The organism is Sphingobacterium sp. UBA1498, from assembly GCF_002325125.1.
Taxonomy (GTDB): Bacteria; Bacteroidota; Bacteroidia; order Sphingobacteriales; family Sphingobacteriaceae; genus Sphingobacterium.
On sequence record NZ_DCRG01000021.1, the window covers coordinates 29,034 to 42,499 of the forward strand.

Here is a 13,466-nt window from a genome sequence, read left to right on the forward strand (position 1 = left end):
CGAATGACTAAATTGGCTAGCGATTGTAAATCACTTGTTTATCTATATTAAATTATGAAAAGAGTTGTATTTGTTGGAAGTATCTTGCTGGCATTTGGAATGGGCTATGCTTTCAATACCGTTAAGCATTTAAACCAGTCTGCCGAACTTAAAAGAGTAACTGGTATAGGTGGATTTTTCTTTAAGAGTAAAGATCCAAAAAAACTGAGAGCATGGTACGCGCAACATTTAGGTATCACTACCAATTCCTATGGCGGTGTATTTGAATGGTATCAAGGAGCAGATAGTACAAAAAAAGCATTTACTCAATGGAGTCCTTTTAAGGAAAGCACAGCCTATTTTGACCCTTCGGAAAAGGATTTTATGATTAATTACCGCGTGGAAGATATTGAACTTTTAGTCGAAGAATTGAAGAAGGAGGGGGTTACCGTTCTTGATAATATCGAAGCATTTGACTATGGCAAATTTGTTCATATCATGGACATTGAAGGAAACAAAATAGAGCTTTGGCAACCGAATGATATGGTTTACGAAAAGATGGGAATTGATATGGGAGTCACAACTATAAAATAAGCTATTTTAGTCACGTACAGTAAGAACCGATTTTAACATGAGATGCCTAACGCAATCGAGAGACGTAGCTGCGATAGTCCCCAAACAATAAGCGACTAGATCTGACCATACGAATCCCTGGCCAAATGCAAGACGTAACAGCACATTGGTTCTTATCCATAAAAAGAACGGAGATTGTATGAGTTGTAAAAATTCGATCGTAAAACAGAATAAGACAGTGATGATGCTGGAAAAGAGTATTGATTTTTTAATAAATATAAAGCGTGATAGCCAGTATACCATCACAGCATAGAGGACATCACCGCATATCGGTGGTATTACCACTATTTTTCGGGACAACAGACCGAGAATGATAGTTGCTATGGCTAGAACAAGGTACTGAATATTTGTAATTTTTTTCATCACGATAATAGGGGCCTAGTTTATTGCCTTAAATAGGAGACCGTTGGAACAGCATTCCCGAAAATCTTCTTGTTTCCTTTTGTCACTACAAATTCACCATGTAATGCTATCGTACTGGCAATTGAAAAAATCACATTGGTGTCGGTTTGAGGATGTATTGTAGCGAGTAGTTGTTTGTTTTGATCAAATATCTGAAGCTGGTTGACCAGCTTCTGGTTGATTTCCATGGAATGTATTGTCGCTAGTGGAATAGTTTTGGGAATTTTTTTCGAGCTCTGAATGGATAAATTCTTACTGTCGACCTGTATATCGATTTTAGGATTAATGAATTGCAGGAGGATAATAAGTGGTCCAATTACAACTACCGTGACCAATATGCCTAAACCTTTCGCGGAACCGAAATTATTTGCCGCATCGGCAAGCCCATTTATACCACCAAAAAAGACATAAAGGACCACAATTAATACTGCTAAATAACCTAATCCGAACATTAAGCCCTTTTTTACATGATGTGATTTAAATTGAAAAGTCTTCATAAAATGCGCCTTTAATTTTTCGATGTTTTTTATTAAAGATATTTATATTTATGTAATCAGACAGATTAGTTATACATATTTTTTAATTTTATTATAGGCAACATTGGAGAGTATCATTGAGATTAAGCGAACTAACTTGTTAAAGAAGTCGGATTATTTTCTATTATTGAATTATACAGTATGCTCAATCCTCGGGATTGTCAGTATATTTTGGGATTGGCAAGCGAGCATTGGTCCTTTGATAGGTACGATTTTGGTCGTTGTTTTAGCAATACTTTTTTCAGTAATTTTATTAAAAGTTACTAATCGGTCTTATCACCATACTAAGAATGACTAGAGTTGTTATTTAAGAAATTTGCGTACCATTGCCCAGAAGATTTTATAATACGCTGTTGATTTTTGAAATCAACATAAACAAGTCCAAATCTTGGACGATAGCCCTCTGCCCACTCAAAATTGTCAAGAAAAGTCCATACAAAATACCCTTTGATATTTACATTTTCCTGTTTTGCACGATAAATTTGTTGTAAAGCGTCCTGTAAATAGGTAACTCTTTTTGGATCATGAACGATACCATTTTCTACTTGGTCGGCAAACGCCGCTCCATTCTCCGTGACTATTAAAGGGGGCATATTAGGATATGTACTAAATTTTTTAAGCATATAGTAGATGGAAGCTGGGTAAACCTCCCAATTCATTTCGGTCATTTCAACTTTACGCTCTTTCGCAGATACTATTTTCGCTCGAAGATAAGGAACAAACATTGCGTATCGTATAACTTCCCGTGTATAATTTTGTACCCCTATGAAGTCCATGTTAAATTTCAAATCTTTTTCATCATTCACTTGAATGTACTTTTCGATTCTATTCAGGATTTTAATCTCTTCTGTCGGATAGCCCATACCTAAAAGCGGCTCTATAAAGAGACGATTCAGCAATACATCTGCTTTTTTTGCCGCTACGATATCCTTATCTCTTAAAGAAAAAGGTTCTACATGAGAACAGGAGAATGTGGTGCCAACATGACTATCAGCTTGTATTGATTTAATGATTCGCCCTCCCTGTGCCTGTGCTAAAGCAGCATGATGGACTGCAGCCAAAAAATTGCCCAAGCCTCTTCTTTCCGGCGCATGTACACCAAAGAAATAGCCCGCGGCAGTGAAGACAGTAGGCTCATTGAGCACCATCCAGTTCTTGACACGATCGCCATAGGTTTGCACACATTTGGAAACGAATTCTCCAAACCAATCTTTCACCTCACGGTTTACCCACCCACCTTTTTTCTCTAATGCATGCGGTAGATCCCAATGATACAATGTAATCCATGGAGTAATTCCAAGTTCAAGAGATAGATCAATTAGGCGGTCATAAAAATCCAGACCTCTTTGATTTACTTCGCCTATTCCGTTTGGAAATATACGGCTCCATGATAAAGAAAATCTGTAATTAGGAATATGCATTCCCTTCATCAGATATAAATCATGGACATACCGATTGTAAAAATCACAGGCTTCATTACCATGTTGATTTTGGAATACGCGATTCTTTTTTTGTACGAACACATCCCATATTGACGGCCCTTTCCCATGCAAGTCGTGAGCCCCTTCAATCTGGTAGGCAGCTGTGGAAACTCCCCATATAAAATCTTCGCCAAAGGCGTCTTTGGTTAAAAGCATGTATGATAATATAATTATTGGATCTTAATGTCAATTCTTTTAAACCATTAAGTTTTGTAAAATCTTAACGGTGAATAAAATGAACTGAATTGACCCAAAAAGATTCTAAATAAAATCCGCCCGACAAAATAGCTTATTGTTTTCATAATACATACGTTAATCTCTTTTAACTTCAGTAACTATCGTACTATAAAGTAACAAAACTTATATGAAGTCGATGTGAACGAAAGATTAAATATCACGACAATAAGTGATTCGATCAGCTGGCAGAAAAGAACTATTTGATTTCAAATTCCGTAAATATCGTTCTCTTGAATTCTAAAACTTCTGGTGTAATTTTGAAGCCATCACCACCATATCCCTTATTGAATGTCTCTAAAGCCATTCCTGTTCGATATTGGTTTGATTCGTTTGACGCGCTTCCATCATTGGACAAATACAACAGTTTCCCAATTTTAATATCAGCCCGAGAAGCAAGTTTTTTTGCAGATTTTAAAGCGTCATCATACGCAATGAGGTCGGCTTCTCTCAAAATACTGTCTGCTTTAGAGTGACCGAAAGAAATAGATCCAATTCCACTTATTTTAGTTTCTAACAGTTTTCCTGTCAATTCGGTGAATTTAGATAAATCATGTAAAACGAAATCGATTGTTTGCTGCGCCTGGTAACCTACAAATTTATTGGTATTAGCAACATATTGATAGTCTTTGTTGGCCGAAACACTACTTGTTTTAATATCTTCTTTCTCATTCTCGTATTTTTGCAGCAAAGCTATTACCGTGTCGACAGTGGCTTGCGTCTCTCGTACAGCATCTACCATCCTTGGTTTTGTAAAAGCCGTATTGATTGTTAAGGTTACTTGATCTGGCATGATTCTGATCTTTCCCTCACCACTGACACGAATTCTATTTTGATTGTCATTGGATATTTTACCGCAGGAAGATAAAAATATGGTTCCGCTTAAGCCGATTAGAAAGATATAAATGAATTGCTTTTTCATACATTATGATGTTCGATATGATATTGATAGTTAAGTAATCTCTTAAATATAATAAATATATAGGAGATACCTATTAGCAAACATCACTTGAAGGAATTGGTTGCAAGAATAAACTTAATAGGCTATTTGAATAGTTTGAATAAAAATGGCCAGAATTTCTTCTGGCCATGACTGCTTTGTAAACTGTCTTTTTTAGTGTATCGATTATACTAATCAACGCTCTTTGAATATATCTTAAGCTGCTTTTGCAATGACTTTCTAGCCATATGTATCCGTGTTTTGACGGTACCCTCAGGAATTCGCAGATGCTCAGCGATCTCATAATATTTAAATCCCTCTAAGAACATTACAAAAGCATTGTAATAGTCTTTTGAAAGACTATTTAATGCGTGTTGGATATCCGATGCCACAAAATTACTCTCTCCACGATTTGTTGTCATGTCGTTTCGATAGCCAGTGCTGATATATTCACTTCTATAGTTCTCCAGTCGTTTATTACGCGTATATTGATTGATATACGTATTTTTCATAATGATATAGAGCCATGACATCAACTTAGGATGTTTCACGAACTTTTCGATAGATGCTAGTGACCTAACCATGGTTTCCTGCACCAAGTCCTCCCGCTCATCCGGATCATTTGTAAATTGCGCTGCCAAATATTTTAATGTAGGTCTTTTTTCCTTAAACAGTTGATCGATTGTTGTATTTTCCATTTTATCAAATTTTAAGTGTCTATCTTGGTGGATTTACTGCAATTAGGATGCTAGAAAACAGGTATGAAAATAGTAGCTGTACTGATTTTTAAGTCATGGGTATGGTATGGTTTATTTTTAAATAGTTTTAAATCAGACTTTTAAATTGTTTTTTTGTAGTGCCAAAATTTTTTAGTTGCTCAATTTTGCTTAAACAATGAGTGTTTTCCTGTGTAATTTCCCCTTTTTATCTATCGCTTATACGTATTTATACGCAGTACATTAATTTGTACATTTTATTTACAGAAATAGATATTAATTTTTAAAACTGTTGCCCTATTTTAATGGTTATAAGTACAACATGACGTGGAAAGCAATATGGGGAACGACAATAAAAAAATATATTTTGACGTATCGGAAGGAGCGAAAGAACAGTGCGAAAGTTTGGAAGATCATTCGGAATTGAAGCAGGCGTGGGATGGTAGTCAGGAGGACTTCTATAAATCGATTATCAAAAATCAACAGGATGATCTTGGAAAAATAGGACGATATTTCCGTGACGAATTGGCTCAGGAGCTCTATGGAATGCGTATATCACTTCAAAATTTTACGAATCGATATGGAGATTTTGAAGAATTACGTTGTTTACGTGATTCATTGGGGACTTTAGTTATAGAAATTCGCAATAAAGCAGTTTTACTTTACAATCCGATTTTAAATGACTTAGGAATTTTTCATGCTGTAGATGAATTGGTAGGGAGTTATAAAAATCAATCAGGTTTTACAATTGATACGTTACTTGATCCGCATTTGAGCGAGTTGCATCGGGAGACACAAGTCCATCTATTTAAATTCATAACGGCATTATTTCAATATTTAAATGACGAGGTATCTGCACAGGCTATTGCGATTTCAGTACAGGTGATTGAATGCGAGATCTTAATTAAAATTTCTCCCTTTTTTAGACAGGGAGATGCACTCTCAAAAACACCGTCTGTAAATAATCCTATGCGCTTAACAAAGATTGCTGAACTATACAATGCACGCATTATGAATGATTCGCTGGCGACCGGTATTTTAATTAAATTGACTATTTAAACAGATAATAATGATAAAAATCCTATTGGTTGAAGACCACATGGTTGTTCGTAACGGAATAAAATTACTATTGGAATCGCAAGATGGATTTGAAGTTATAGGGGAGGCATCTAATGGAAAAGAGGCTCTTCATTTCTTAGCTTCGAATCCTCTCCCGGATATTGTATTGACCGATATCAGTATGGATGAAATGGATGGGATGGAACTACTGCAGGTGATAAAAAAGCAGTATGAAAAAGTTAAAGTGGTTATATTATCCATGCTGAACCAAATTAATTATGTTATTGAAGCTTTCGAATCTGGACTATCTGGCTATTTGGTTAAAAATGTGGGGTATAGCGAATTACTATTTGGATTAAATCATATTGCTGCTGGTGGTCGGTATCTGAGTGAGGAAATCGCCATGATACTATTGGATCAAGTCAGCTCCGGACAGAGCTATACACAGCTGCGAGGAGAAATGTATGACGATTTCGACATCTCGGATAGAGAGCTCGAAGTATTAAAACTCATAGCTGAGGGGTATACCAATGTGGAAATTGCAGATAAGATTTTTTTAAGCAAGCGTACAGTTGAAGGCCATAGGCAAAACCTAATTGATAAAGCAGGAGTGAAAAATACCGCACATTTGGTTAAATTTGCTTTCGAAAGAGGTATTTTAAATTAATAGGTTTATCAATTCAACCCTGTATTTGATGACTTGTCATATCCAATACAGATTGACGTAACGGTCAATCTGTATTTTTCAGAATAGTTGGATCTTCGATATGTTTAACACAGTATGGATTTGTTTTAACCTCTTTTTTTACTATCGTCTTCCACCGATAAATTCTGATGTTTATAATTGATGTTTTCCTCTTCTTCGGGATCGATTTCGTCTAAGTCTGGTTGGGGATGCTCGCTAGGATCAGTGTCATTTGGATCCGGTGCTGTATGTTTCCCAAGCAACCCTTTTCCGTACCATATGTTACTAAAATAGTAGGCAATAATAATACCTCGTTTTACTACTGCACTTTGTGATAATATTTCTTCCATTTCGATTTTCCTTAGTTGATTACAACCCATTTTAAGGGATGCTATTCTTTTTATAAATAAACAATGTCTAGTGGAAAATAGTTTGACAGATTTAAGTATTCAAGATCAGGGATCAATCGACCAACATTTGTTCAGGGAACGGTTTAACAATAGGGAAATACAGGTGGACGGTAGTACCTTGGCCGACTTCAGATTCAATTTCTATTCTTCCGCTTAACCGTTCCATTATTCTTTTTACAAGTGAAAGACCAATGCCAGTACCAGGTATTGAACCTACATTATCGGCCCTGGTAAACATTTCATAAATATGTGGCAATTGCTCGCTCGGAATTCCAATACCGTTATCCTCAATTCTATAATGCGTATGGTCATTTTCATGGCAACTATCAATTGTTACTATTGGCGTATCTGATTGTGCTGAATATTTTATTGCATTAATAATTAAGTTTGAAAAAATTTGATATGCTGCACTTTTCTCGCCCCAGATAGGTAATAGCGTTCCAAAACGGGGCTCACAATTATTAACATTGTACAGCATGCTGTTTTCTTGAAAAATACGCTGTATCGTGTATGCCATCGGAATCGGTTCCTTGTCCAAAATGCTGGAGCGGTGCTGGCTTATTTGAACCATATTATTAATGATATCTTCTATGTTCGTAACACTTCGGTTGAAATTCTGATACCATCTGTTGATTTTTGTCAAGTCAATATTGTCCGGGTGCTGTTGTAGGAATTGTATTCCCATTTTTAAGATGGACAATGGATTCTTTAAATCGTGAGATAAGGTATGGGTAAACATTTCCAACTCATTATTTAAACTGAGAAGCTCCTCATTCAGTAATTGGCGTTCTTTTAATTTGGCAAAAATAGATTCTTTGATGATTTGGTTTAGGCGAAGAACGAAATTGATTTCAGCATCATTCCAGGGTTTGGCGACATCGTAACGTATGTCCTCCCAAATTTTGAGTCGTTTGTTTTCAGGTTTTGTATTTTTCAACATCATCTGCATCACCTGACTACGGTTTTCTATTCTAAACCAAACAATATAATAGTCATTTTCCAAACCGACTTTTAAATACATTAAACCTGCAAATTCAAGTTTATCGTTAAACTTATCCTGATGATTCAGACGAAAATTGTAATCTTTAAAGACTGGCTTATCGGTATAATTTTGGAGAAATTGGATGATTTCATAAAATTGTGATTTATGGGGGGCATGTCCATAGTTAAAAATATCACCATGATTAAATATAGCCAAACCATCTGCATGTACTAATTTGGTCAAGATATCCATATGCTGAATAAGAGCACAATTTACCATCTTATTTTCGGCTAGGCTTCTCTTCAGTTCTTCTTCAGCATTTTTAAGAAGTTCTGTTCTTTCCAAAAGATTCTGTTTAATATAGCTTTCATATTTGCTGGCTGCAGCCTGGATGGCGAATGTACATAGTTTTCGTTGTTGCAGATCAACTAAACATTTTTCTTTGTTTTGGGCAACTACAAGTCCCCAAAAGTCGTCATCGATACAAATGCGAAAAAACAAGGCGCTTTGCACATCTATTTTTTTTAGAAAGAGACGATGGAGTTCTGGTAATGGAGATAACAAACTCGAAAGAGAATCAACCCTATTGTCCGTATAATAAAATTCTTGCCCCTCGATTTCAATATGTGGGGCATATCGATATGAATAGCTTTTATAGTATTCCAAAGCTTCTTCGGGCATAAAATCTTTTGAGAATTCCTTTCCTTTGAAATGAGATTTCCCAGTGGTAGTATGCTCGGCAACCACTGTGCTATAGCCTGTTTCCTGGATGTGTAGAACAAAAACCCGATCATAATTTAGTAATTTGCTCACTGCAGCACAAACACGATCCCAATTATTGGGTTGAATACTATCAAGCAGGAAATTAAGTTCATTAATTTTTTTAGCAGCGATGTTTTTTTTGTGCTGTCTTTCCCATTCTAAATAAATGAATTGATCATGTTTTCGCAATTTTAAATAGATACGTTCTTTATTTACTTTAATGGTTAAAATATGGCTTGATTGTTGTCCATCAATAAAATCAGTCACTGCATTTTTGACCTTTACCCATGCTTCGCCAAATAGATTGCTTACACTATGAAAAAAATTTGTTCCTAATATATTTTCTTTTAAACAATCCACATGTAAAGCAGATTCTGATATTCCGACAACAATAAAATCCCGGTTTAGAACCACGAGACTTCCAAAAGATTGAAGCTTATTGAGTAATTGGCTGTTAGATTGATATGTATGATTCATGCTACCCCAAGATTCCTTATGATATAGCTAAATATACGGATAAATTACTGTAATACAGCTAAAAATTACGGGGGTAAGCTTATAAAAAGCAAGTTTTGGAGTCCTTTACAACACCAATAGGAAAGTACAGCAACTTCTGTTTGGAAAAATCAACTACATTCGCACATCAAATTTTTTTGCTATGACGTTAGCCATACCTTTGATCAGTGATTTCCACTGTGGATAGGAAGCCCCCAATTTGGCCGCTAAACCAACGAAATAATTTCGGATGTTGTCACTTACTTTCTCGTTGTCTACGTTAATGATTTCATTTCTCCCAGCATATTGGAACAGCAAGCTGTTTCTACGTTGTTCGATCAGAAAAGTCGATGAAGAAATTCCTTCAAAAAAGTGAGCTGTATTTTTATCTTCTGGATGACTTGGATCGGGGCAAGGCTTTAGTGTGATTGCGAATACCTTGTAATCCGAGGTTTTCTCGGACATCAGATTAACTACGTTTACCCAGTCGTAACCGTCACTAGCTGGAAGTCCGGGGCCAGGAATGTCTAGTCTGATGTAATCGTGCAATTCCAAGGAGCGTTCGATGGGCGTACCGTAACCGGAAGTGAGCTGAAATACTGCTGCCGGAAGCTCTGCTAATTCATACCAATGATTAACGTTTTTTAGATTATCTACCGCCAAATCAAAAGCCATACTGGCAATCGCCTCGCTTGGAAACTCCAGTGACTCAAAACAATCTAATCGTTTGCCATCTTTCTGTTCTGGAATAATATTTTTCATAGTTCCTCCTTTTCTTTGACTAATTAAACCCAACCGTTATTTTTAGCCTTTTCGCTATTATACTATCAATTGAACGTGTAATGCTATTTAATGCTCAATGGAGTTAATCGGAATTTATCCTATACTTGACCTTACTTTGACGATTACGGGTCTATGCTACATGCTTCGATTAACCTAAACTAGCTTTAAGTTTTGCAAGCAAATCATCCGCTTTTGTATGCTTTACTTTCATTTTTCGAATGGTTGGTCGCTTACCCTTATCTTTTTGTTTAATTATTTTTAAAAGGTCGTCCATATACTCATTTTTATAGCTACTGATATCAAAAGATTTGCTATGTTGCTCAATCAGCTGTGTTGCCATGTCCATCTCTGCTTTTTGAATTTTTATTTTGTTCGGTAGTTTTAGTTCATCAAGCGTTCTGATCTCTTGTTGATAACGAATTTTATTCAATACTAATGCATTTTCATAAGGCTTTATAATAGCTAGGTGTTCAACGTTCCGCATAACAAAAGATCCTAAACCAGCCATCTTTGTTTTTTCCAGCGCTTTGATCAAGAGTTGGTACGCTTTTTCACCACCTTTCTGCGGTTCTAAATAATAGGGTGTTTCAAAATATACACTATCAACATCTGCTACCTTTACAAACGCATGCAAATTGATCAATTTTGTTTTTTCCGGACTTGCATCTTCAAAATCTGCATCTTCCAAAACAACATAATGGTCTTTCATAAAATACCCTTTGACAATATTGTCCCATTTCACCTCTTTACCCGTGTTTTCATTTACACGCTTAAATTTGATATTGGCTAAATCTTTCCGATCGAGCATATCCAAATCTAAGGAAGCGCTTTCTGTTGCACTGTATAATTTAATTGGAATATTGACCAATCCAAAACCAATAGCTCCAGTCCAAATTGCACGCATAAATAATCTTTTTAGTGTTATTAGCAGAACCTTGATGCGCATGAAATGGTTTGAAATTTTTATGAAATAGCCTTCCTAAATCAACTGCTTAGAAAGGCGATCGCATATTAGTTCGCTGCTGCAACACCTACTTGACTATTCTTCCGCAGAAAACGGAATAATTTATCTTCCAGTTTAGCTAAAGGTAATTTATTTTTAATCGTTGGGAACTGTCCCTCCATAAACACGCGCTGTATTGCAGGATGGACATAATATTTTTGTGAAACGGTCTTAGTATTACCTAGTTGCTCAGCAACATTTTTAATGACATTATTGAGCTGTCTTTTGCGCGCATTGATAGCCTCCGCCGGTTTGATTTGCGCAAGCTGATAAAATGCTTCCCGGCTAGCTCCCCAAATACGAATACTTTTGCAGCTGATTTGGCCTTTCGAATTTTCCCGTAAATAGTGATTAAAAGCGGAACCACAGAAGCTGCTTTCGCAATCTGCGCTATCAATCTGAAATATCCTTTTCCCTTTCATTTTTAGCAGTTCCGTCAGTAGCTTTGCCTGTTGACTATTGGACCATGATTTTTGTTGAAAAACTCCCTTTTTTCCTTTGTATGCTAACGATATCGTATTATTCGCAATAGTAACGTGTCTTTTTTCCAACGTGCTCAGGCCGTAAGACTTATTGGTGAGGGTGTAGCGCTTATTGCCGATACGTATCAGTGTACTATCCATAATTTTAAAAGCAATCGCACACAATTTATTCATGTCCCACTGTTCGCGCTTAATATGTTTTGTGCTGATTTTTCTCAACTCCTGCAAGTATTTCCCCATAAAGAGGACGTTGCTAAATTTTGCTGCTTGCCTTTCGTCAACAAATTTCGAATGATAAATATATTGTTTACGCTCTTTCTGGTCGAACCCAAAAGCTTGTAAGTCGCTTTTGGCACTTTTGGCAATCCACACATCCTTCCAATTGGGTGGAATTACTAACTTCGTAATTCTATCTAAAATCTTTTGATCCGAAACTTCCGTTCCGGACATATCGAAATATTTAAAAGACTTGCCTATTTTCTTTCTGGTATATCCAGCCTTTATTTTCATATTACTCTTTAAAGTCAACGTGATCCAATGTTTAAGATAGCTTAGCCCTGTTTGCAAGCATCTTGATATACTCCTGCGTTGCTATGGTATGTTAAGAGGATAGATTCGCAATGCTATCCCTATTAACCCGTATATCATCGCCTGTTCGATTAATGTCCTTTATAGTGTTGAGTTCCATTTAATTTCTTGGTGAGTGAATAATTATTTTTGCTTAGAAGAACGAAATAAACATTAGTTCCGTTTTAGAAAAGCAACAATATTATTCTAACAAGTTAGCGGTGTTGCAAAGGTCGGTATATCCCGTATGGTCAATCTATCTATTTTCTCGATCAGCATAGGAGTTCTTTTTGCCTTTCTCATGATCCGTTTTGATCGGTTTGTTTCCTGATGCATTCAAAACTTCTCCCTGTTCGACTGTTTTAACAGTTCCTTTTCCAATAGGACCACCGCAAATAATGAGCATAATGACCATATCTTGCTGATTTGTAATTTTAACTCGTGATTTCATACCTTTTATTTCTATTAATTTGCGCATCATTATATCTCGTTAAGATCTTCGTAATAAGATAACCTTACAATATTTAACTTGTTTCAGTTTAATTTTGAGTCTTAAGCCGCTTTTTTATACACCTTGAGTTGCTTTTGCAGTTTCTTCCTCGTCATGTGTATTCTCGTTTTGATTGTACCTTCTGGAATGCCAAAATAGGACGCTATCTCATGATATTTATACCCTTCAAGGAACATCTGGAACACCTGGTAGTTCTCTTCTGATAAACTGCACATGGCTTTTTCAATGTCGTCCGCAATAAATTTATTCTCGCTTTTATTGGCTTCTACCGTATTGCTGCTCTCCAGGCCGATATACGTGTCGTGGATATCGGTAATTCGTTTAGCCTTGCGATATTGATTGATATATACATTTTTCATGATAACATATAGCCAAGACATTAATTTGGGATGGCGGATAAAATCATCAATCGATTTTAATGCACGAATAAGTGTTTCTTGAATTAAATCCTCTTTTTCATCTGGATCATTCGTAAATTTACCAGCAAAATGTTTCAAAAGGCTTCTCTTTTCTTCGACTAATAAATTTAAATTGTAATTGCTCATAATACCGTTTGTTAAATTGATGGATGTTTTATTTGGGGAAGTAAGTACAATTAGAGTGCTAATTTTTCGATTTTAATTCTTCTAAAACTTTGTTCAAGCAACTATATGTGAAAAATACGTATAACCAGAATAATTGCTTTTGTAGCAGAAAAACTACAATAAGGCAAACTGCACTCGATCTTAATCGTCAATCAGCATCAATTGATGTGATTTTGAAAGGGTATTTGTTCCCTAAAGAAATGTCTAAATTACGGGGTGCCA

Annotated in this window: 15 protein-coding genes; 3 read left to right on the forward strand and 12 right to left on the reverse strand. The window is 35.9% G+C overall.

Annotated elements, in window-relative coordinates; genetic code table 11:
* Positions 1–54: 54 nt before the first annotated feature.
* On the forward strand, positions 55–573 hold the full coding sequence (locus B3139_RS11355) for a VOC family protein (protein WP_293883069.1): 519 nt from the start codon (positions 55–57) through the stop codon (positions 571–573).
* A gap of 6 nt (positions 574–579) precedes the next feature.
* Here B3139_RS11355 and B3139_RS21540 read toward each other — a convergent pair whose 3' ends face one another.
* The 5 genes from B3139_RS21540 to B3139_RS11375 form a co-directional block, all read right to left on the reverse strand.
* Positions 580–975, reverse strand: a complete 396-nt coding sequence (locus B3139_RS21540; RefSeq protein WP_409530110.1) for a DUF2809 domain-containing protein — start codon at positions 973–975, stop codon at positions 580–582.
* A 20-nt stretch (positions 976–995) separates the two neighbouring features.
* Complete coding sequence (locus tag B3139_RS11360) at positions 996–1,511, reverse strand: hypothetical protein (protein ID WP_293883071.1); 516 nt, start codon at positions 1,509–1,511, stop codon at positions 996–998.
* 323 nt (positions 1,512–1,834) lie between these two features.
* Positions 1,835–3,187 carry a GH1 family beta-glucosidase gene (locus B3139_RS11365; protein WP_293883074.1) on the reverse strand — a complete coding sequence of 451 codons (1,353 nt, stop codon included), beginning with the start codon at positions 3,185–3,187 and terminating at the stop codon, positions 1,835–1,837.
* A 277-nt stretch (positions 3,188–3,464) separates the two neighbouring features.
* Positions 3,465–4,187 carry an SIMPL domain-containing protein gene (locus B3139_RS11370; RefSeq protein ID WP_293883077.1) on the reverse strand — a complete coding sequence of 241 codons (723 nt, stop codon included), beginning with the start codon at positions 4,185–4,187 and terminating at the stop codon, positions 3,465–3,467.
* A 209-nt stretch (positions 4,188–4,396) separates the two neighbouring features.
* The gene (locus tag B3139_RS11375) at positions 4,397–4,903 is read right to left on the reverse strand and encodes an RNA polymerase sigma factor (RefSeq protein WP_293883080.1); all 507 of its coding nucleotides are present in this window, start codon (positions 4,901–4,903) and stop codon (positions 4,397–4,399) included.
* 345 nt (positions 4,904–5,248) lie between these two features.
* On the opposite strand from B3139_RS11375, the gene B3139_RS11380 reads away from it, so the two are divergent.
* Positions 5,249–5,980, forward strand: a complete 732-nt coding sequence (locus B3139_RS11380; RefSeq protein WP_293883082.1) for a hypothetical protein — start codon at positions 5,249–5,251, stop codon at positions 5,978–5,980.
* A gap of 10 nt (positions 5,981–5,990) precedes the next feature.
* Complete coding sequence (locus B3139_RS11385; protein WP_293883084.1) at positions 5,991–6,647, forward strand: response regulator transcription factor; 657 nt, start codon at positions 5,991–5,993, stop codon at positions 6,645–6,647.
* A gap of 125 nt (positions 6,648–6,772) precedes the next feature.
* Here the strand turns inward: B3139_RS11385 and B3139_RS11390 are convergent, their stop codons facing one another.
* The 7 genes from B3139_RS11390 to B3139_RS11420 form a co-directional block, all read right to left on the reverse strand.
* Positions 6,773–7,015 carry a hypothetical protein gene (locus B3139_RS11390; RefSeq protein ID WP_293883087.1) on the reverse strand — a complete coding sequence of 81 codons (243 nt, stop codon included), beginning with the start codon at positions 7,013–7,015 and terminating at the stop codon, positions 6,773–6,775.
* Between the two features lie 112 nt (positions 7,016–7,127).
* Positions 7,128–9,296 carry a GAF domain-containing sensor histidine kinase gene (locus tag B3139_RS11395; RefSeq protein WP_293883090.1) on the reverse strand — a complete coding sequence of 723 codons (2,169 nt, stop codon included), beginning with the start codon at positions 9,294–9,296 and terminating at the stop codon, positions 7,128–7,130.
* A 153-nt stretch (positions 9,297–9,449) separates the two neighbouring features.
* On the reverse strand, positions 9,450–10,076 hold the full coding sequence (locus B3139_RS11400; RefSeq protein WP_293883093.1) for a hypothetical protein: 627 nt from the start codon (positions 10,074–10,076) through the stop codon (positions 9,450–9,452).
* A 169-nt stretch (positions 10,077–10,245) separates the two neighbouring features.
* Positions 10,246–11,001 (reverse strand): Ku protein, encoded by a 756-nt coding sequence (locus tag B3139_RS11405; RefSeq protein WP_293883096.1) that lies wholly within the window; start codon positions 10,999–11,001, stop codon positions 10,246–10,248.
* A gap of 107 nt (positions 11,002–11,108) precedes the next feature.
* Positions 11,109–12,092 (reverse strand): DNA topoisomerase IB, encoded by a 984-nt coding sequence (locus B3139_RS11410; protein ID WP_293883099.1) that lies wholly within the window; start codon positions 12,090–12,092, stop codon positions 11,109–11,111.
* Between the two features lie 313 nt (positions 12,093–12,405).
* Positions 12,406–12,600, reverse strand: coding sequence for a hypothetical protein (locus B3139_RS11415; RefSeq protein WP_293883102.1), 195 nt, complete (start codon positions 12,598–12,600; stop codon positions 12,406–12,408).
* A 101-nt stretch (positions 12,601–12,701) separates the two neighbouring features.
* Positions 12,702–13,205, reverse strand: a complete 504-nt coding sequence (locus B3139_RS11420) for an RNA polymerase sigma factor (RefSeq protein ID WP_209579282.1) — start codon at positions 13,203–13,205, stop codon at positions 12,702–12,704.
* Between the last annotated feature and the right edge of the window lie 261 nt (positions 13,206–13,466).